The 19,927-nt window shown below is 67.1% G+C and carries 20 protein-coding genes; 14 read left to right on the forward strand and 6 right to left on the reverse strand.

The window, feature by feature from the left end; genetic code table 11:
- Nucleotides 1–20: 20 nt before the first annotated feature.
- The 3 genes from TSH58p_RS04145 to mltG all read left to right on the forward strand — a co-directional run bounded on the left by TSH58p_RS04145 (nt 21) and on the right by mltG (nt 2,637).
- On the forward strand, nt 21–260 hold the full coding sequence (locus TSH58p_RS04145) for an acyl carrier protein (protein WP_014240383.1): 240 nt from the start codon (nt 21–23) through the stop codon (nt 258–260).
- Nucleotides 261–346: 86 nt separating this feature from the next.
- Nucleotides 347–1,609: a beta-ketoacyl-ACP synthase II gene (fabF, locus tag TSH58p_RS04150; protein WP_109071119.1), complete on the forward strand. Its 1,263-nt coding sequence runs from the start codon at nt 347–349 to the stop codon at nt 1,607–1,609.
- Between the two features lie 26 nt (nt 1,610–1,635).
- A complete protein-coding gene (gene mltG / locus TSH58p_RS04155; protein ID WP_109071118.1) occupies nt 1,636–2,637 on the forward strand; it encodes an endolytic transglycosylase MltG in 1,002 nt (333 codons plus the stop codon).
- A 33-nt stretch (nt 2,638–2,670) separates the two neighbouring features.
- Here the strand turns inward: mltG and TSH58p_RS04160 are convergent, their stop codons facing one another.
- Together TSH58p_RS04160 and TSH58p_RS04165 are read right to left on the reverse strand one after the other, a co-directional pair.
- Complete coding sequence (locus TSH58p_RS04160) at nt 2,671–2,898, reverse strand: hypothetical protein (RefSeq protein WP_109071117.1); 228 nt, start codon at nt 2,896–2,898, stop codon at nt 2,671–2,673.
- Between the two features lie 263 nt (nt 2,899–3,161).
- Nucleotides 3,162–5,138, reverse strand: a complete 1,977-nt coding sequence (locus TSH58p_RS04165; protein WP_109071116.1) for a lytic transglycosylase domain-containing protein — start codon at nt 5,136–5,138, stop codon at nt 3,162–3,164.
- A 78-nt stretch (nt 5,139–5,216) separates the two neighbouring features.
- On the opposite strand from TSH58p_RS04165, the gene dapA reads away from it, so the two are divergent.
- The 3 genes from dapA (at nt 5,217) to TSH58p_RS04180 (ending at nt 7,662) form a co-directional block, all read left to right on the forward strand.
- Nucleotides 5,217–6,092 carry a 4-hydroxy-tetrahydrodipicolinate synthase gene (gene dapA, locus TSH58p_RS04170; RefSeq protein WP_109071115.1) on the forward strand — a complete coding sequence of 292 codons (876 nt, stop codon included), beginning with the start codon at nt 5,217–5,219 and terminating at the stop codon, nt 6,090–6,092.
- A 66-nt stretch (nt 6,093–6,158) separates the two neighbouring features.
- Nucleotides 6,159–6,605, forward strand: coding sequence for an SsrA-binding protein SmpB (smpB, locus tag TSH58p_RS04175; protein WP_035673712.1), 447 nt, complete (start codon nt 6,159–6,161; stop codon nt 6,603–6,605).
- Nucleotides 6,606–6,633: 28 nt separating this feature from the next.
- A complete protein-coding gene (locus tag TSH58p_RS04180; RefSeq protein WP_109071114.1) occupies nt 6,634–7,662 on the forward strand; it encodes a methyltransferase in 1,029 nt (342 codons plus the stop codon).
- Nucleotides 7,663–7,711: 49 nt separating this feature from the next.
- Here TSH58p_RS04180 and hemB read toward each other — a convergent pair whose 3' ends face one another.
- The 3 genes from hemB to TSH58p_RS04195 all read right to left on the reverse strand — a co-directional run bounded on the left by hemB (nt 7,712) and on the right by TSH58p_RS04195 (nt 10,642).
- Nucleotides 7,712–8,725 (reverse strand): porphobilinogen synthase, encoded by a 1,014-nt coding sequence (gene hemB, locus TSH58p_RS04185; protein ID WP_109071113.1) that lies wholly within the window; start codon nt 8,723–8,725, stop codon nt 7,712–7,714.
- A gap of 62 nt (nt 8,726–8,787) precedes the next feature.
- Entirely contained in the window at nt 8,788–9,636 is an 849-nt protein-coding gene (locus TSH58p_RS04190; protein ID WP_109071112.1) for a metallophosphoesterase, read from the reverse strand.
- Nucleotides 9,637–9,661: 25 nt separating this feature from the next.
- Complete coding sequence (locus tag TSH58p_RS04195; RefSeq protein WP_109071111.1) at nt 9,662–10,642, reverse strand: diacylglycerol kinase family protein; 981 nt, start codon at nt 10,640–10,642, stop codon at nt 9,662–9,664.
- 167 nt (nt 10,643–10,809) lie between these two features.
- On the opposite strand from TSH58p_RS04195, the gene TSH58p_RS04200 reads away from it, so the two are divergent.
- From TSH58p_RS04200 to TSH58p_RS04235, 8 genes are all read left to right on the forward strand, one after another.
- The gene (locus TSH58p_RS04200; RefSeq protein WP_109071165.1) at nt 10,810–11,886 is read left to right on the forward strand and encodes an enoyl-CoA hydratase/isomerase family protein; all 1,077 of its coding nucleotides are present in this window, start codon (nt 10,810–10,812) and stop codon (nt 11,884–11,886) included.
- A gap of 405 nt (nt 11,887–12,291) precedes the next feature.
- A complete protein-coding gene (locus TSH58p_RS04205; RefSeq protein ID WP_014240398.1) occupies nt 12,292–12,765 on the forward strand; it encodes a MarR family winged helix-turn-helix transcriptional regulator in 474 nt (157 codons plus the stop codon).
- Between the two features lie 345 nt (nt 12,766–13,110).
- Entirely contained in the window at nt 13,111–13,866 is a 756-nt protein-coding gene (locus tag TSH58p_RS04210; protein WP_109071110.1) for an ABC transporter ATP-binding protein, read from the forward strand.
- Nucleotides 13,859–14,581 (forward strand): ABC transporter ATP-binding protein, encoded by a 723-nt coding sequence (locus tag TSH58p_RS04215; RefSeq protein WP_109071109.1) that lies wholly within the window; start codon nt 13,859–13,861, stop codon nt 14,579–14,581. Before TSH58p_RS04210 ends, TSH58p_RS04215 begins: the two co-directional genes overlap by 8 nt.
- A gap of 43 nt (nt 14,582–14,624) precedes the next feature.
- Entirely contained in the window at nt 14,625–15,839 is a 1,215-nt protein-coding gene (locus tag TSH58p_RS04220; RefSeq protein WP_038527750.1) for an ABC transporter substrate-binding protein, read from the forward strand.
- A gap of 107 nt (nt 15,840–15,946) precedes the next feature.
- The gene (locus TSH58p_RS04225) at nt 15,947–16,834 is read left to right on the forward strand and encodes a branched-chain amino acid ABC transporter permease (RefSeq protein ID WP_038527753.1); all 888 of its coding nucleotides are present in this window, start codon (nt 15,947–15,949) and stop codon (nt 16,832–16,834) included.
- 3 nt (nt 16,835–16,837) lie between these two features.
- Entirely contained in the window at nt 16,838–17,821 is a 984-nt protein-coding gene (locus TSH58p_RS04230; protein ID WP_109469134.1) for a branched-chain amino acid ABC transporter permease, read from the forward strand.
- 39 nt (nt 17,822–17,860) lie between these two features.
- The gene (locus TSH58p_RS04235; protein WP_109067834.1) at nt 17,861–18,553 is read left to right on the forward strand and encodes an L-2-amino-thiazoline-4-carboxylic acid hydrolase; all 693 of its coding nucleotides are present in this window, start codon (nt 17,861–17,863) and stop codon (nt 18,551–18,553) included.
- On the opposite strand, the gene ald is transcribed toward TSH58p_RS04235, so the two are convergent.
- The gene (ald, locus tag TSH58p_RS04240) at nt 18,550–19,668 is read right to left on the reverse strand and encodes an alanine dehydrogenase (RefSeq protein ID WP_109067833.1); all 1,119 of its coding nucleotides are present in this window, start codon (nt 19,666–19,668) and stop codon (nt 18,550–18,552) included. The genes TSH58p_RS04235 and ald overlap by 4 nt on opposite strands.
- Nucleotides 19,669–19,927: the final 259 nt, after the last annotated feature.

Here is a 19,927-nt window from a genome sequence, read left to right on the forward strand (position 1 = left end):
GGATTGGAAGGTCTTAAAAAATGAGCGATGTCGCCGAGCGCGTTAAGAAGATCGTTGTGGACCACCTCGGGGTCGAGGAGTCGAAGGTGACGGAGAACGCCTCCTTCATCGACGATCTCGGCGCCGACAGCCTCGACACGGTCGAGCTGGTTATGGCTTTCGAGGAAGAGTTCGGCTGCGAGATTCCGGACGACGCCGCCGAGAAGATTCTGACGGTGAAGGACGCCATCGACTTCATCAAGGCGAACGCCGCCGCCTGATCAGGCGTGGCGCAAGAAGGCCAGGCAGCTTTTCAAAGTGGCCTGGCCGTCGCTGAGTTTTCCGAGGAAAGGTCAAGGAATACCCCATGAGACGTGTCGTCGTTACCGGCCTTGGTCTGGTCACGCCGCTCGGTGTCGGCCACAAGCTCAACTGGGAGCGTCTGACCGCCAGCCAATCGGGCATCCGCGCCATCACGGGTTTTGACGCCTCCGATCTGGCCTCGAAAGTTGCCGGGCAGGTTCCGCGCGGGGATGGTGACGGGTTGTTCAACCCCGATGCCTTCGTGCCGCCGAAGGACCAGCGGAAGATGGATGATTTCATCATCTTCGCCATCGCCGCCGCCCACGAAGCGATCAAGGATTCCGGCTGGGTTCCCCAGACCGAGGAAGAGCGCGAACTCACCGGCGTCATGGTGGGCTCGGGCATCGGCGGCCTGCCGGGCATCGCCGACGGTGCGGTCACCCTGGCCGAAAAAGGCCCGCGCCGCATCTCCCCCTTCTTCATTCCGGCCTGCCTCATCAATCTGGCGTCCGGCCACATCTCCATCCAGCACGGCTTCAAGGGCCCGAACCACGCGGTGGTCACGGCCTGCTCGACCGGCGCGCACGCCATCGGCGACGCCTCGCGCCTGATCATGCTGGGTGACGCGGACGTGATGGTCGCCGGCGGCACGGAAGCGGCGGTCAGCCGCCTGGGCGTCGGCGGTTTCGCCGCCATGCGCGCCCTGTCCACGAATTTCAACGACACGCCGGAGAAGGCGTCGCGTCCCTACGACAAGGACCGTGACGGCTTCGTGATCGGCGAGGGCGCCGGTGTCGTCGTCCTCGAGGAGCTGGAGCACGCCAAGAAGCGCGGCGCCCACATCTACGCCGAAGTGGTCGGCTACGGCATGTCCGGCGACGCCTACCACATCTCCGCCCCGGCGGAGGACGGCAACGGTGGTTTCCGCGCCATGCGCAACGCGCTGAAGCGGGCCGGGCTGGAGCCGTCGGACATCGACTACGTCAACGCGCACGGCACCTCGACGCCGCTGGGCGACGAGATCGAGCTGGGCGCGGTGAAGCGTCTGTTCGGCGCGGCGATGGACAACGTCGCCATGTCCTCCACCAAGTCGGCCATCGGCCACCTGTTGGGGGCCGCCGGCGCGGTCGAGGCCATCTACTCGATCAAGGCGATCAACCACAGCCTGGTTCCGCCGACGCTGAACCTTGAGAACCCCTCGGAGAGCTGCCTCGGCGTCAACCTCGTTCCGAAGGTTGCGCAGGAGCGCCGCGTGCGGGCCGCGCTGTCGAACTCCTTCGGCTTCGGCGGCACCAACGCCTCCCTGGTCTTCAAGGAATTCGCCTGAGCGGCGAAGCATCGCGGAGACCGCCGATGGGTTGGGGCCTCCGAATCGCGGCGGGGGCGTTGACCGTCCTCACCGCGGGCAGCGGCTTGGTGTTCTGGGGTGCCCTCCGCGTGATGGCCCCCGGACCGCTCGAACATGCCGAGACGGTCGTCATTCCGCGCGGCAGCGGTCTGGAAGCGATCGCGCTGACCCTGGAGGATGCGGGGGTCGTCGAGTCCCCGATCCTCTTCCTGTTCGCCGCGAAGCTCCAGGGACCGCTGAAGGCGGGCGAGTACGCCTTCCCGGCCGGGATCAGCGTCGACGGCGTGCTGGAGATGCTGCGCCAGGGCAAGACCGTGGTCCGCCGCTTCACGGTGCCGGAGGGGCTGACCTCCGCCCAGGTGGTGGCGCTGCTCGACGCCGAGCCGGCGCTGACCGGCGAGGTGAAGGCGGTCCCGAAGAACGGAACCGTACTGCCTGAGACCTATCACTATTCCTACGGCGATTCGCGCTCGGCCCTGGTCGAGCGGATGCAGCACGCCATGACCCAGGCTTTGAACGAGGCCTGGAAGAACCGCGGTCCGGATCTGCCTTACGAGACTCCCCAGCAGGCGCTGACCATGGCGTCCATCGTGGAGAAGGAAACCGGCGTTGCGGCGGAGCGGGCCAAGGTGGCGGGCGTCTTCGTCAACCGCCTGGAGACCGGCATGAAGCTCCAGTCGGACCCGACGGTGATCTACGCGCTGACCGATGGCAGCGGGGAGTTGGGGCGGGCCTTGACCCGGAATGACTGGAAGTTCGAGTCGCCCTACAACACCTACGTCGCGGCTGGGCTTCCGCCGGGGCCGATCGCCAATCCGGGGCGGGCGTCCATCCAGGCGGCGCTGCACCCGGAGAAGCACGACTTCCTGTATTTTGTCGCCGACGGCAGTGGTGGGCACGTCTTCGCCAAGACCTTGCCGGATCACAACCGGAACGTCGCCAAATGGCGCGAGGTGCAGCGTCGGCAGTCCGGCGGCGCGGGCAACGGGGACTCGCCGCAGGATTAGCGGTCCCCTGTTCCCGAATGGAAGGCCCGTCGGTCAGGCGGCGTTCGACGCCACCACCTCCAGGGCGACGACGCCGCCCAGGGCGCCGTAGCTCTTGCGGGCGGCCCGCATCTTCTCCAGCGATTCCATGAGGCTTTCCTCGGCGAAACCAGGGGCGAGCTGCGCCAGTTCCTGTTCCGTCAAGGCGATGAAGGCGTCTAAAAGGCGCGCGTGGATGCGGCACGCCTGGCGGACTTCATCGGCGACCATCGGTGCTGGCATGGTAGGCTCCCAATCACGGAATAAAGAGAAACACGGTCCGTCCGTGCGTGGGAATTCTCTCGGGTTGTGGTTAATAGAGCATTAAATGCAATTCATCTTCCGGGTAGGAAGAAGAGTTACCACTTCGGACGAAAGCGGCGAAAATTGGACGATTTCGATTTCGGTATGTGACAGAGATAAGCCGGCTTTTGAGACTTTCGAATATTCGTCTTTGATCATCGCGGCGGTCCCTCGTCCGGCACGGGCGAAGGACCGCCGGGAATTCACCGGCGAATTTCCTTGTCGAGGTTCAGCTCCGCCTTGGCGCCCTGGATGCGCGCCCGGTAGACCAGCATGGCCTCCATGACCCGCTGCACGTAGTTGCGGGTCTCGTAGATCGGGATCAGCTCCAGCCAGTCCACGGCGTCGATGGCTTCGCCGCGCGGGTCGCCGTAGGTGTCGATCCATTGGCGCACGCGGGTCGGGCCGGCGTTGTAGGCGGCGATGGCCATGATGTAGGAGCCGTTGAAGCGGTCGATCATGTCCGCCAGATAGGTCGAGCCGAGCCGCACGTTGTAGTCCGGGTCGGTGATCAGCTTGGCGGTATCGTGCTTGACGCCCAGCTTGCCGGCGACCAGCTGCGCCGTTCCGGGCATGAGCTGCATCAGGCCGCGCGCCCCGGCCGACGACACCACGCGGGTGTTGAAGGTGCTCTCCTGCCGGATGATGGCGTGCACCAGGGCGATTTCCGGAGCGGACGGGCGGCTTTCGATCATCGGATAGCCGGCCTCCACCAGGAACACGTCGTTCTGCGCGGCGTCCTTCGCGGCGGCGACGGCGAGGTCGCGGCGTCCGACCTCGCGGGCCAGCTTGGCGGCCAGCACGTAATCCGCCGGCTCCTTGGCGTCGAGGCTGATGCGGCGCAGGAAGGCGGTCACCCGCTCGTCGGTGTTGCCGCCGATCTCCGCCAGCAGCTTGGTCACGCGCACCACCTCCCGCCGCTCGAAGGCGGTGGCGTCGGCGTTGGACACGCGCGGTTCGGCGGGCAGGGCGATGCGCCCGTTCCCGGCGTGGCGGGCGGCGAGCTGGCCGTAGAAGGTCGTCCCATACTGGGCGGCCTTGGCGTACCAGTCCTTGGCCTGTGCCGTCTGGCCCAGCGCCTCCGCCGCGCGCCCGCACCAATAGGCGCCGCGCGCCTTGCTGATCGGCGCGCCGACCGAGCGGTAGAGCTTGTGGAAGTGGTTGAAGGCGCTCGACGGATCGTCGAGGAAGCGCAGCGCCAGGAAGCCGGCGAGGAACTCCGCCTCCGCGGCGCCGCTGCCCTCGGTCTGGCCATGCGCCGTCACAAGGCGGTAGGCGAGGTTGTGGTCGCCGTTCACCATGGCGCGGCGGGCCAGGATGTGACGCTCCGTCCACCAGGCCTGCGGCCGGCCCATGTCCTTGGGCGCCTGCGCGATGATCTCCAGCGCCCCCGCGTCGTCGCCCTTGCGGCGGCGGTAGCGGGCGCGGTCGAACAGCAGGCCGGGATCGTTGCGCAGGGAGGCGGGGACACGGGCCAGCGCCGCGTCGGCGTTCTTGGCGTCGCTGTCCAGCGCGATCCGCGCCTCGATCAGCAGGTCGTAGGCTTCGTCGAAGAAGGGCAGCATGCGGCGCACGGCGGCTTCCTGACGCTCCCACAGCAGCCGGTCGATGCGCGCCTTGTGCTCCGGCGGGCGCAGGTGGGAGCGGTAGCGGGCCAGGAACTGCTCCTCGTCCGCGGCGGTGAAGTTCGCCTCCACCCAGCGGTCGCGCACCATCCGCACCGCCCGCTCGGCGTTGCCGGTCGCCAGGAGCGTGTCGGCGTAGCGCATGAAGCCTTCGTTGGACAGCGGCGGATACTGCTTGAACCAGGCCAGCACCCGGTCCTCGTCCAGGTCGATGGGCATCGCCTTTTCCGCCTGACGGCGGAGCTGCGCCTGGTTGGGCCAGTCGCCGTTCTCGCGGATGAAGGCGGCGATCTCGTCGAAGCTGCCGCCGCCGGGAGTCGCCAGGGCCATCCAGCGGATCACCTTGGCCGGCAGCTTGTTGGACGCCTGGGCGGCGATGCGCAGCGCCTCGTCATGGCGGTCGTTGTCGGCGGCCTTGAAGGCCTGCCGGTAGACGGCGAGGTCCTGCGCCGTCAGGCTGGCCGCCCCGGCGGGCTGGGCCAGCACGATCAGCCCCAGCAGGGCGGCGGCAATGGCGGAACGGGTGGCGGAACGGGTGGCATGTCGGATGATCATCCGGGCGCTCTTGCTCGGGGGAACGGGTGCGGCTAAGGTGCGCGACACTTTTCTTGTAGTCCGTCGGAGGTGGCAGGCATGTTGTACGGTTCCATCGTCGCTCTTTTGACCCCGTTTAAAAACGGGAAAGTGGACGAGGCCGCCTTCCAGTCCTTCGTCGAGTGGCAGGTTGCGCAGGGCACCCACGGTCTCGTGCCGTGCGGCACCACGGGTGAGTCGCCGACCCTCTCCCACGAGGAGCACAACCGGGTCGTCGAGCTGTGCATCGAGGCCGCGGGCGGGAAGGTTCCGGTCATCGCCGGCACCGGGTCGAACTCCACCGAGGAGGCGATCTCGCTGACCCAGCACGCCAAGAAGGCCGGCGCCACCGCGGCGCTGGTGGTCACGCCCTATTACAACAAGCCGACGCAAGAAGGTCTGTACCAGCATTTCAAAGCGATCCATGACGCAGCGGATTTGCCGATCGTTATCTACAACATTCCCGGCCGCAGTGTCGTGGATATGTCGGTGGCAACGATGGCCCGCCTCGCCAGGCTGCCGAACATCATCGGCGTGAAGGACGCCACGGCCGATCTGGCCCGCCCGGTCCGCCTGCTGCAGGAGGTCGGTCCCGACTTCATCCAGCTCTCGGGCGAGGACGCGACGGCGCTCGCCTTCAACGCGCAGGGCGGCGTCGGCTGCATCTCGGTGACGGCGAACATCGCGCCGGCCCAGTGCGCCGCCATGCAGGACGCCTGGCGGAAGGGCGATCTCGCCACCGCCTACAAGTACCGCGACCTGCTGACCCCGCTGCACGATTCCATGTTCGTGGAGACGAGCCCGGCGCCGGTGAAATACGCCGCCAGCCTGCTCGGCAAGTCCTCGGACGAGGTTCGCCTGCCGCTGGTCGCCGCGTCGGAAAGCACGCGGACCACCGTCCGCGACGCGATGAAGAAGGCCGGGCTGCTGTCCTAAGGGACGGCAGCACCCCGCCCCAGGGAAGGAGGATACGTGGCCGCCCGCGAGCCCGAACCAAGGCGCATGGCGGCACAGAACCGCCGCGCACGCTTCGACTATTTCATCGAAGACACCCTGGAGGCCGGTCTGATCCTGACCGGCACCGAGGTGAAGTCGTTGCGCGGCGGCCGTGCCAGCATCAACGAGGCGTACGCCGGCCTCAAGAACGGGGAACTGTACCTGTTCAACGCCTACATCCCGGAATACGGGCAGGCGGGCCGCTGGCTTCAGCACGAGACCAAGCGCCCGCGCAAGATGCTGGTGCACCGCCGCGAGCTGAGCAAGCTCATGGGCGCCATCAAGCAGAAGGGGATCACGCTGATCCCGATGACCGTCTATTTCAACGACCGCGGCATCGCCAAGGTCGAGGTCGGCCTCGCCACAGGCAAGAAGAAGCACGACAAGCGCGAATCCGAGAAGGAACGGTCGTGGCAGCGCGACAAGGCGCGCCTGATGCGCGACAAGGGTTGAGAAATCAGGAAATAAAGGGAAAGAGCCTGTGAGCCGACTGTCCAACCGCGCGACCGACCGCGATTCCACCGTGGCCGGCGTCGCCGCGGAGGCCCTGGCCGAGCGCCGCCCGCAGGGCCGCATCCTGGTGGCCGGCGACACCGACGGCGCCATGGAAGAGGCCCTGGCGGAGGGCGGGGCGGAGGTCGTCTCCTGGCACCGTCTGGGGCTGGACGGCAAGGCCGCCACGCCCTGGCCGGCCGACGGCGCCTTCGACGGCGCGGTGCTGCGCCTGCCGCGCGGCTGGGCCGCCTTCGAAATGGCGCTGCACGCCCTGGCCGCCCGCCTGCCGGCGGGGGCGCCGCTGTGGATCGCCGGCAGCAACGACGAGGGCATCACCTCCGCGCCGAAGCGCTTCGACGGGCTGGCGGAGGGCGTGGAGACGCTGACCATCAAGCGCCGCGCCCGCCTGCTGGAAACCCGCCGGACCAACGATTCGGCCAGGGGCAATCTGGAGGATTGGCGGGAGACCGTCGCCCTGCCGCTGCCGGGGCGCGACGGCGCGCTCGATCTGGTGTCCTACCCCGGCCTGTTCGCCCACGGACGGCTCGACACCGGCACGGAATGCCTGCTCCAGGTCCTGCCGGAGATCGCGGCGGGCACCGCCGTCCTGGATTTCGGCTGCGGCGCCGGGGTGATCGCCCGGGCGGTGCGGGAGCGCACGCCGGACGCCCGGCTGACCCTGCTCGACATCGACGCGGTGGCGCTGCACGCCGCCCGCCAGAACGTGCCGGACGCGGAATGCGTGCTGAGCGACGGGCTGGCCGGGCTCGGCGCGCGGGAGCGCTTCGGGCTGATCGTCTCGAATCCGCCGCTCCACCGCGGCAAGGACGAGGATTTCGGGATGCTGGAGGCGCTGGTCGCCGGCACCAAGCAGTATCTGAAGCTGCGCGGGTCGCTGGTCGCGGTGACCCAGCGGACGGCGGGGGTGGGCAAGCTGTTCAAGACGGCCTTCGGCCACGCCGACCTGCTGCTGGAAACGCCGCAGTTCCAGGTGTGGAAGGGCACGCCGAAGTAACGGAAGAGCGAGCGGAGGCCGCGCCGCAGCGCGGCCCCGCAGGAAAGGGTCAGCCCTCTTGCAGCCGCCGCGCCGCGTCCACGGCGCCGTAGGTCAGGATGGCGTCGCAGCCGGCGCGCTTGAAGCCGGTCAGGGTCTCCAGCAACGCCTTGTCGTAATCCAGCCAGCCGTTCTGCGCGGCGGCGCGCAGCATCGCGTACTCGCCGGACACGTGGTAGGCGAAGGTCGGGACGGCGAAGGTGTCCTTCACCCGGCGGATGACGTCCAGATAGGGCAGGCCCGGCTTCACCATCACCATGTCCGCCCCTTCCTGCAGGTCGAGGGCGACCTCGTGCAGGGCCTCGTCGGTGTTGGCGGGGTTCATCTGGTAGGTCTTCTTGTCGCCCTTCAGGAAGCCGCCGGAATTCACCGCGTCGCGGAAGGGGCCGTAGAAGGCCGAGGCGTATTTGGCGGCGTAGGAGCAGAGCCGCACCAGCTCGTGGCCGTGGCTGTCCAGCCGGTCGCGGATCAGGCCGATGCGCCCGTCCATCATGTCCGACGGGGCGACGATGTCCACGCCGGCATCGGCCTGCGACAGCGCCTGCCGGGCCAGCACCTCGACCGTCTCGTCGTTCTGGATGTAGCCGTCGCGCAGCAGGCCGTCGTGGCCGTGGCTGGTGTAGGGGTCGAGCGCCACATCGCCCAGGATGCCGACATGCGGCACCGCGGCCTTCAGCGCACGGATGGCGCGGTTCATCAGGTTGTCGGGACGGTAGGCCTCCGCCGCGTCCTCCGACTTGCCCTCGGCGCCGACGACCGGGAACAGCGCGACGCAGGGGATGCCGAGATCGCCGGCCCCGGCCACCGCCTCGACCAGCAGGTCGATGGTCAGCCGCTCCACGCCGGGCATCGAGGCCACGGGCACCCGCTGGTTCTGCCCCTCGATGACGAAGACCGGCCAGATCAGGTCGTCCACGGTCAGGCGGTTTTCGGCGACGAGGCGGCGGGTCCAGGCGTCGGCGCGGTTGCGGCGCAGCCGGGTGCGCGGGAAGGACGCCGGGGACCGGAAGTGCGAAGCGGACATGCGGGGGCCTGATGTGCTCTTAAAACTTGCGGCGCGATCCTACGCCGCATGGCCGCCGTGACTCAAGCCGCACCGCTCACAGGTCTGAATCCCGAGTCCTGCATCTCCATGACCCAGCGGTGGCCGTCCTTGCGCCATTGCGAGACGAGACCGCCGGTGAAGGCCGCCCCCTCCCAGGACCGTACCTCGAAGGTGACGTGCGGCGGTTCGATGGCGATGAGGTTGTAGGCGTTGGCCTCGTTGCGCAGCCGCGTGGAGGTCGCGGTGGAGGCCTGGGCGACCAGGATGGAACGGGCAACCTGGGTGTGGTGGGTCATGATGTCGCCCGAATAGGCGCGGTGCAGGTGCCCGGCCAGCAGCAGGTCCACCCCGCAGCTTTCCAGCGCCGGCAGGGCCAGCTTGTGCCGCCCGACCAGCTTGGTCTTCGGCGCGTCCGGCGGCGGCAGGAAGGGGTGATGGGTGAACAGCACCTTGAAGACGGTGTCGGGCACCTCGCAGAACACCTCGCGCACGCGCTTGATCTGGGCCTTGTTCATGCGCCCTTCGGAAAAATCCGTGATGACCGAGCGCGCCGTGTTGATCCCCAGCACGGCGATTTCCGAATCGATGTGGAAGGGGCTGAGGTCGGTGGTGATGTAGCGCTTGTAGTTGCCGAACGGATCGAGGAAGCGGCGCACCACATTGTAGACCGGGATGTCGTGGTTGCCCGGCACGACCAGATAGGGGAAGGGCAGCTTCTCCAGGAAGGCCCGCGCCTCCAGGAAATGGCGGGCCTTGGCGCGCTGGACCAGATCGCCGGAGATGACGATCAGGTCGGGCCGCGCCGCCGTCAGGTCGGCCAGCAGGCCGTGGACCACCAGCGGGTCGATCCGCCCGAAATGCAGGTCCGAGATGTGGGCAAGCTTCTTCACGACACCTCCCTGACGATCTCTCCGGTCACGCGCCGTCCGCCGTTTTATCCCCTTCGGCGACCGCCTTGGGCATCAGGACCTTCAGCGCCTTGTGACGGATGCGGTAGTTCAGCGGCGGCTCCATCTGCAGGATTTCGCCGTCGTTGACCATCTTCAGCCGGCGGCGCCGGCTGTGCACCGTCAGTTGCGTGGCCGTCAGCGTTTCCAACTCCTCATCCTGCTGCCAGGTTCCGAGCATGGTGCGCCCCATCAGCCGCAGAAGCCCCCAGGGGTCGCGCTGCCGCGCCACATAGACGCCGAGCTTGCCGGAATCGAGCCGGTCGCGGCGCAGGAGCATGCTGCCCGCCTCGCCATCGAAGGGGTTGTTGGAGACGACGAGAATCGGGGTGCGCACCCGGCGCGGCCCGTCGCCCCAGTCGATCCGCACGTCAAGCAGGGGCAGGCGGCGGAAGGTGCGGACCATGGCGAGCGCCATCGCCGGCCATTTCAGCAGGCGGTGCCGCTTGCGCTTCTCCTCGCGCTCCTGCACCACCTGGGGGTAGAAGCCGAGGACGGAGCTGTTCAGGTAGACCTCGCCGTTCACCTCCGCCACGTCGATGCTGCTCACATCGCCGGCGGCCAGGGCCTCGTACGCCTCGTCGAGGTCCAGCGGCGTCTTCAGGTCGCGCGCCAGCAGGTTCATCGTGCCGAGCGGCAGGATGCCCAGGATCTTGCCGGTGGGCAGGATCATGTTGACCGCGGTGTGGATGGTCCCGTCGCCGCCGCCCACGATGACCAGCTCCGCGTCGGAGTCGATCGCCTTGCGGATTTCCGACGCGCAGTCGGCCGGCTCCACCGCGGTCAGCGACACCTCCGCCCCGTGCCGCTCGAAGGCGTTGCGGATCGCCGCCACCGTGTCGTCGATCGGCTGGCCGGCCAGCGTTCCCGCGGACCGGTTGAGGATGATGGCCGTCTTGCGGCCCGGTCCCTCCTGACGTGACGCTTGCGCTGCTGAGGCTGCCATCATCGAACTGTCCCGCTCATGACTGTGGGTGCGGCAACGGCTGAGGCCGGGGCGGTGTTCCGCGACGCTGCGCTGCGAAACCGCGGTTTGACACGCCGCCCGCCACCCGTATCATCGCTCGAAACCGATAAATTCGCCCAACAAACGAACAAATGGAAACGACCGGAACCATGAGCGACCCCGCCGAGATCCAGTTCGCCGAGATCCTGTTCGAACGCCGCGGCTCCATCGGGCTGGTGACGCTGAACCGCCCGAAGGCGCTGAACGCCCTGACGCTTGGCATGATCCGCCTGTTCGATCCGCAGCTGCGCGCCTGGATCGCCGATCCGGAGATCAAGGCCATCGTCGTGCAGGGCGCGGGGGAGAAAGCCTTCTGCGCCGGCGGCGACGTGGTGAACCTGTACGAGACGGGCAAGGCCGCCAAGGCGGGGCAGGGCGACGGCGCCTCCATCCGCGCCTTCTTCAGCGAGGAGTACGCCCTCAACCGCCTGATCCACACCTGCCCGAAGCCCTATGTGGCGCTGATCGACGGCATCAGCATGGGCGGCGGCGTCGGCCTGTCGGTGCACGGCTCCCATCGCATCGTCACGGAACGGACGATGTTCGCCATGCCGGAGACGGGCATCGGCCTCTATCCGGACGTCGGCGGCACCTACTTCCTGCCGCGCCTGCCCGGACAGATCGGAATCTGGCTGGGCCTGACCGGCGACCGGCTGAAGGCGGCGGACATGATCGAGGTCGGCGCCGCCGACGCCTTCGTTCCGAGCGCCAGGCTGGACTCCCTGATCGCCGAGCTGGCCGACGGGGTGCCAGCCGACGAGGCGGTCGCGCGCCATCGCGAGGAGGCCGGCGAACCGCCGGTCGCCGCCAACCGCGCGGCCATCGACCGCTGCTACGCCCATGACGGCGTGGAAGCCATCGTCGCCGCCCTGGAGGCCGAAGGCACGGAATGGGCCGCCGGCCAGCTCGCCACGCTGAAGCGGGTGTCTCCGACCAGCCTGAAGGTGACTCTGGAGGCGCTGCGCCGCGGCGCCACGCTCGACTTTGACGGCTGCATGATCCAGGAGCTTCGCCTCAGCCTCGCTTTCCTCGCCCGCCATGATTTCTACGAAGGCATCCGCGCGGCGCTGGTCGACAAGGACCGGAATCCGCGCTGGTCGCCGGGTTCGCTGGCCGAAGTGACGGCCGAAGAGGTCGCCGGTTACTTCGCCGAACCCGTTGGCGGGGATTTGCGCTTTACCGAATGAAGAGGCTCGCTCTCCTTTATTGCACTCAGAACGTGCAAGGATGCGGGCACATTCCGCGCGTTTCTGCGTTAGTATCGGGGAAATCCTTGCGGGACTTGTCTCAAACCTGACCGTTGTTGCAGAAGGTCGGGTGGGATGGGTCGGCTTGCCGCCCGGTTCGCCGGGCGGGAATGCCGCCGGGCCTCTTCGGAATCCGGGCTGGATTCCGGGCACATCCTGGCACGCGACGGGGCTTGGCGCGGCAGGACGGGGGTATTCCGCAGGGCCAGGCTGTTCTACAACCAGGGCTGTGCTTTTGGGGCATTATTGAGGTGATTGCCGGACAATGATCGGTTAATCTCCCCTTAAGGACCCCGGAAAGGCCACAGGTCGGCCCATGTCCGGTACGAGCCAAAGGAGACCGCGGTGCGCAAACCCTATTATGAAAGCATCCTCTTGATCGAACGGCTTCACCGCCACTTTCTCGAGGTGCTGAAGACCGAGCTTGATCGGCTGGGTATCCAGGACATCAACAACGTCCAGAGCCTGATCCTGTACAACATCGGCGAAGACGAGATGACCGTGGGCGAGCTGACGGCGCGCGGCTACTATCTCGGCTCCAACGTGTCCTACAACGTGAAGAAGATGGTCGAGAACGGCTATCTCGGGCAGGAGCGCTCGCCGCACGACCGCCGGTCGGTGCGCGTCCGCCTGTCGGAGAAGGGCCTCGATCTCCGCGAGAAGATCAGCCGCATGTTCGAGCGCCACCTGACGGCGCTGGAAAAGGCCGGCTTCAGCGACGAGGAGCTGGTCAAGGCGAACGAGACCCTGCGCAAGCTCGAACGCTTCTGGTCCGCGTCGCTCGACTACAGCGGCTTTCCGCTGACCTCGGCCGCCTGATCCGGGGTAGCCTGAGTCGTATCGGTACCGCGGTTTCCGGCTCCTGCGTCGAAAGAGAAAGGCGCGCCTCCGGCATTGAGTCCGGGGGCGTGCCGCGAGTCGGTGTGCGGCCCTGCGTGGCCGCTTTTTTCATGCGCGCGTTCCGATCTCCCCCAGCCCCTTTTTGCCGGCGGTTCCGTCGTCCGGCCGGGCTTTGTCACGCCTTCGATGCTTCCGGATGGACGGGATTAAGTTCTTTCCGTAAGCTGTACGTGTGACAGATTGCTGATAACCTGAACCAAACAACAGGCGGTCCCGCGGCAGGCAGTCCACGGAGATCCGCTGAAAACAGGGAATGGGGAGGATATGGCAAGTGACGTCATTCTGGAGACGCGCGGACTGACCAAGGAATTCCGGGGCTTCGTCGCCGTCCGCGACGTCAGCCTGCGGGTGAGGCGGGGGTCCATCCATGCGCTGATCGGTCCCAACGGGGCCGGAAAAACGACCGTTTTCAATCTGCTCACCAAGTTCCTTCAACCCAGCAACGGAAACATCCTGTTCAACGGGCGCGACATCACCGCGGTGAAGCCGGCGGATGTGGCGCGGCTGGGCATCATCCGCTCCTTCCAGATCTCGGCGGTGTTCCCGCATCTGTCGGTTCTGGAGAATGTGCGCGTCGGCCTGCAGCGGCCGCTCGGCAACTCCTTCCATTTCTGGAAATCGGAATCGGTGCTCGACCGGCTGAACGGGCGGGCGATGGAACTGCTGGAGGATGTCGGGCTGTCCGGCTACGCCCACCGCCCGGCGGCCGAGCTTCCCTACGGCCGCAAGCGCGCGCTGGAGATCGCCACGACGCTGGCCCTGGAACCGGAGATGCTGCTGCTCGACGAGCCGATGGCCGGCATGGGGCACGAGGACATCGACCGCATCGCCGCGCTGATCAAGCGGGTGTCGGCCAACCGCACGATCCTGATGGTGGAGCACAACCTGTCGGTGGTCGCCAATCTGTCGGACTGGATCACCGTGCTGGCCCGCGGCGAGGTGCTGGCCGAAGGCCCCTACGCCGAGGTGTCGCGCCACCCGAAGGTCCGTGAAGCCTATATGGGGAGCGGTCATGCCTGACGGCGCTGCTGTGAGGACCGCGATGCTGGAGGTCGCCGATCTCCAGGCCTTCTACGGCGAAAGCCACGTCCTGCACGGCGTGAACCTGGAGGTCCGCCAGGGGGAGGTGGTGACCCTGCTGGGCCGCAACGGCGCCGGCAAGACGACCACCATGCGCTCCATCATGGGCATCGTCGGCAAGCGCACCGGCTCCATCCGCTTCCAGGGGCAGGAACTGATCGGCATGGCGCCGCACAGGATCCCGCGCCTCGGCATCGGCTACGTGCCGGAGGAGCGCGGGATCTTCGCCTCGCTCAACGTCGACGAAAACCTGACGCTGCCGCCCGTCGTCAAGGACGGCGGCATGACGGTCCAGCAGATTTACGAACTGTTCCCCAACCTGCAGGGCCGGGGTTCGACCCAGGGCACCCGCCTGTCGGGCGGGGAGCAGCAGATGCTGGCCATCGCGCGCATCCTGCGCACCGGCGCCACCATGATCCTTCTCGACGAGCCGACGGAAGGGCTGGCTCCGGTGATCATCGAACAGATCGGGGTGGCCGTCCGCAAGCTGAAGCAGCGCGGCTTCACCATCCTGCTGGTGGAGCAGAACTTCCGCTTCGCCGCCACCATCGCCGACCGCCATTACATGATGGAGGAGGGGCACGTGGTGGACATGATCCCGAACAACCAGCTCGCCGCCAACATGGAGAAGCTGCACACGTATCTGGGTGTCTGAATCAACAAGCAGAAACGTTCGAATTCGAACCGGGAGGAATGGAATGATTGCACGTCTGCTTGCCGGAGCGGCGCTCGCCGCGCTGGCCGTCGGTTCCGCGCAGGCCCAGCAGGGCAAGATCTCCGGCGACGTCGTGAAGATCGGCGTCCTCAACGACCGCTCCGGCCTCTACGCCGACCTGGGCGGCGAAGGCTCGGTGGTCGCCGTCCGCATGGCGGTCGAGGAGGTGGGCGGCAAGATTCTGGGCAAGCCCATCGAGGTCATCGCGGCCGACCACCAGAACAAGCCGGACATCGGCTCCAACCTCTCCCGTGAATGGATCGACCGCGACGGGGTGGACGTCATCGTCGACGTGCCGAACTCCGGCGTCGCCCTGGCGGTGCAGGAGGTGACGCGCGAGAAGAAGACGATCTTCCTGATGCAGGGGCCGGCGACCTCGCGCCTGACCGGCGACGCCTGCTCGCCCACCGGCTTCCACTGGGCCTACGACACCCGCGCGCTGGCCGTCGGCACCGGGCAGGCCATCGTGAAGGAGGGCGGCAAGAGCTGGTTCTTCCTGACCGCCGACTACGCCTTCGGCCACCAGCTCGAAACCGACACGGCGGCGCAGGTCAAGAAGGCCGGGGGCACGGTCGTGGGCGCGGTGCGCGCGCCGCTGAACACGGCGGACTTCTCCTCCTTCCTGCTGCAGGCGCAGTCGTCGGGCGCGCAGGTGATCGGCCTCGCCAACGCCGGCGGCGACACCATCACCTCGATCAAGCAGGCGTCGGAATTCGGCCTGACCCAGAGCGGGCAGCAGAAGCTGGCCGGGCTGCTCATCTTCCTGTCGGACGTGCACGCGCTCGGGCTCCAGGTCGCCCAGGATCTCGTCCTGACCACCGGCTTCTACTGGGACATGGACGACGAGAAGCGCGCTTGGTCGGAGAAGTACAAGGCGAAGACCGGCAAGATGCCGACGATGGTGCAGGCCGGCAGCTACTCCTCGGTCAAGCACTACCTGAAGGCCATCGAGGCGGCGGGGACCGACGACGGGCCGACCGTCGCCGCCAAGATGAAGGAGATGCCGGTCAACGACATGTTCGCCAAGAACGGCAAGATCCTGCCGAACGGGCGCATGGTCCACGACATGTATCTGGCCCGCGTGAAGAAGCCCAGCGAGTCCAAGGGGCCGTGGGATTATTACGAGATCATCCGCACCATCCCCGGCGACGAGGCCTTCGCCACGATGGCGGAAAGCGGCTGCAAGCTGCCGGGCTGATCCCCGCCCGCCCCGGAATCCGGTTTCCCGCCATCGCGTGGGGACCGGGACCGGGGCGATCACCCGCCGTGCAAAACGGTCGGCGAACGGCCGGAGGCGAACCACACATGTCCACCATCTTCGGCATCCCGCCCCAGGCGCTGTTCGGGCAGCTTCTGCTGGGGCTGATCAACGGATCCTTCTACGCGCTGCTCAGCCTCGGGCTGGCGGTCATCTTCGGCATGCTGAACGTCATCAACTTCGCCCACGGCGCCCTCTACATGCTGGGGGCCTTCGTGGCGTGGCTGCTGCTGACCACGGCGGGGATCGGCTACTGGTGGGCGCTGCTGCTGGCGCCGCTGGTCGTCGGCGCCTTCGGCGTGGTGCTGGAGAAGACGCTGCTCAGCCGCCTCTACAAGCTCGACCATCTCTACGGCCTGCTGCTGACCTTCGGCCTCGCGCTGATCGTGGAGGGGGCGTTCCGCCATTTCTACGGCGTGTCGGGCCAGCCCTATCCCATTCCCGACCTGCTGCGCGGCGGACAGAATCTGGGCTTCATGTTCCTGCCCAACTACCGCGGCTGGGTCGTCGTCGCCTCGCTGGTCGTCTGCCTCGCCACCTGGTACGCCATCGAGCGGACGAAGCTCGGCGCCTACCTGCGCGCCGCCACCGAGAATCCGGTTCTGGTCCAGGCCTTCGGCATCAATGTGCCGTTGATGATCACGGCGACCTACGGCTTCGGCGTGGCGCTGGCCGGGCTGGCCGGCGTTCTGGCCGCCCCGATCTATCAGGTGTCGCCGCTGATGGGCTCCAACCTCATCATCGTCGTCTTCGCCGTGGTGGTGATCGGCGGCATGGGATCGATTCTGGGGGCGGTGCTGACCGGATACGGGCTGGGCCTGTTGGAAGGTCTGACGAAGGTGTTCTACCCGGAGGCGTCCAACATCGTCGTCTTCGTCATCATGGCCGTGGTGCTGCTGATCAAGCCCGCCGGCCTGTTCGGGCGGGAGAGGTGACCCATGGCGACCGAGATCGACGCCGTCCGCCGCGACACAGCGGCCCCCGCCACCGGCAGGCCGGCCATGCCGGGCCTTCTCGCCCTGGCCGCGCTGCTGCTGGTCCTGATCGCCGCGCCGTATGTGCTGTACCCCGTCTTCGTGATGAAGGTGCTGTGCTTCGCGCTGTTCGCCTGCGCCTTCAACCTGCTGATCGGCTTCGCCGGCCTCCTGAGCTTCGGTCACGCCGCCTTCTTCGGCGGGGCGGCCTACATCACCGCCCACACGGTGAAGGTCTGGGGTTTGCCGCCGGAACTCGGCATCCTGCTGGGCACCGCCTTTTCCGCGACGCTCGGGCTGGCCTTCGGGGCGCTGGCGATCCGCCGGCAGGGCATCTACTTCGCCATGATCACGCTGGCGCTGTCGCAGATGGTCTTCTTCATGGCGCTGCAGCTCAAGTTCACCGGCGGCGAGGACGGCATCCAGGCCGTGCCGCGCGGGCATCTCTTCGGGATGATCGACCTCGGCCAGCCGATGGCGATGTACTACACGGTGCTGGCGGTCTTCCTGTTCGGCTTCGTGGTGATCTGGCGCACCGTCCATTCGCCCTTCGGTCAGGTCCTCAAGGCGATCCGCGAGAACGAGCCGCGCGCCATCTCGCTCGGCTACCGCACCGACCATTACAAGCTGATGGCCTTCGTCCTGTCCGCCGCCCTGGCGGGTCTGGCCGGAGGCACCAAGGCCATCGTCTTCCAACTCGCCACCCTGACCGACGTGCAGTGGCAGATGTCCGGCGCGGTGGTGCTGATGACCCTGCTCGGCGGCATCGGGACGCTGTTCGGGCCGGTGGTCGGGGCGGCGCTGGTGGTGACGCTGGAGAATTATCTGGCGGCGAGCAACCTGCCGGTGCCGGTGGTGATCGGCGTGATCTTCGTCGCCTGCGTGCTGCTGTTCCGCCGCGGCATCGTCGGGGAGATCGCCGCGCGTTTCAGCGGGAAACGCCCGTAAGCCAGGAGAGGATTGCAGTTATTTATTTGGGAGCACCGAATGGTTGAGACCATCCATCCATTCTACGAGGACCATCGCGGCGCGATGGAGGACGCCATGCGCCAGCGCCTTGATCTTGCCGAAGCGATGTTGGGCGAGCATGTTCATCCCTCCGGTATTGACGGGATCAAGCAGGAGGTGATGGCCGAGTTCGGCATCGTGCTCACCCAGATGCCCTATGTCGGTGGCGCCGACAGCCGAATGAGCGACTTCTTCATGCGTCTGCTGGGTTTCATGGCGATCAGCCGGGTGCTCCGACGTCACGGCGTGGCGTTGTCCGTGATCGGCGATATCGAGCGGGAAACCTACAAGGCCCAGCTGCTCACCGTGCCCGAAGCCGAACGTCTCGCCTCGGGGCGTCACTTCATGTCCGTGGAGAATCAGGCTTTTCTGCGCAAACAGGCGGAGAAAAGCCATCAGGAGCAGTTTCCGGAAGATTTCGTCTATGATTTTGTCGAACCGGGGCCGGACGACACCTTCGAGTTCGGCATCAACTACAAAGCCTGCGGGTTTTGCAAGTTCGCCGCACGCCATGGCGATAAGGACATTCTGCCGAACATTTGCGGCCTTGATTTCGATGCCTATGCAACCCGCGGCATCCACCTGGACAGGACGCAAACGCTGGCGGGCGGTGCGGCCCACTGCGATTTCCGATTTTCGCGGCTCCCGTCGGGGAACGGGAACGGCGTCTAAAGCCGCAACGCCTCCTCCGCCGGCTGATGGGCCAGCCCCTGGGCGTCGGCCACCGCCTTGCAGGTGACGGCGCCGGCGTGGATGTTCAGCCCGGCCCGCAGATGCGGGTCGCGCGCCAGCGCCGCGCGGTAGCCCCGGTCGGCCAGCGCCAGCGTGAAGGGCAGGGTGGCGTTGTTCAGCGCGAAGGTCGAGGTGCGGGCGACCGCCCCCGGCATGTTGGCGACGCAGTAATGGACCACCCCGTCCACCAGATAGGTCGGCTCGGCGTGGGTGGTGGGGTGCGAGGTCTCGAAGCAGCCGCCCTGGTCAATGGCGACGTCCACCACCACGGCGCCCCGCCGCATCCGCTCCACCATCGCCTTGGTCACCAGCATCGGCGCTTCGGCGCCCGGCACCAGAACCGCGCCGATGACGAGGTCGGCGTCGAGCACATGCTCCTCGATGGTGTCGACGGTCGAATAGAGCGTCTGGAGCTTGGCGCCGAACTGCAGATCCAGTTCCTTCAGGCGGGGCAGGGACTTGTCGATGACGACGACCTTCGCTTCCAGCCCCATGGCCATGCGGGCGGCGTTGGTGCCGACCACGCCGCCGCCCAGCACCACCACCTTGGCCGCCGGAACGCCCGGCACCCCGCCGAGCAGGACGCCGCGGCCGCCCTGCGCCTTCTCCAGGCAATGGGCGCCGGCCTGCACCGACATGCGGCCCGCCACCTCGCTCATCGGCGCCAGGAGCGGCAGGCCGCCGCGGGGATCGGTCACCGTCTCGTAGGCGATGGCGACCGCGCCGGAGTCCAGCAGCAGCTTCGTCTGTTTCGGATCGGGGGCGAGGTGCAGATAGGTGAACAGAACCTGCCCGCGGCGCAGCATCGCGCATTCCTGCGGCTGGGGTTCCTTGACCTTCACCACCAACTCCGCGCGGGCGAAGACGGTCGCGGCGTCCGGCGCGATCTCCGCACCGGCGGCCTCGTACTGATCGTCGTCCAGCCCGATGGCCGCACCGGCCCCGGTCTGCACCAGCACGCCGTGCCCGTGGTGAACCAGTTCACGGACCGAGGCCGGAGTCAGCCCGACGCGGTATTCGTGGTTTTTGATTTCCGTCGGCACGCCGATGAGCATGGGCATCCTCCGCGGTTGGGCCGGTGTCGGGCCAGGACGGGCGGCGCACCGGCTCAGGGTTGCTTACCTCAGAATTTGGGGAGTGCGCAGACCGTCCGCATCTCTCTTATGGCGGCGCCTGGTGGATTTCTTCGGATCAATCAAACCATTTCATAGAATTTAATAAAAAATCCTCCGCAATAAATCCTGGTAGAGACTTGTCGATATCCACAAAAAAGGTGAGACGGCTATTTTTTAGAGTTGTGGAACCATTCTTCGC

The sequence above is a fragment of the Azospirillum sp. TSH58 genome (assembly GCF_003119115.1).
In the GTDB taxonomy this organism is placed as follows: domain Bacteria; phylum Pseudomonadota; class Alphaproteobacteria; order Azospirillales; family Azospirillaceae; genus Azospirillum.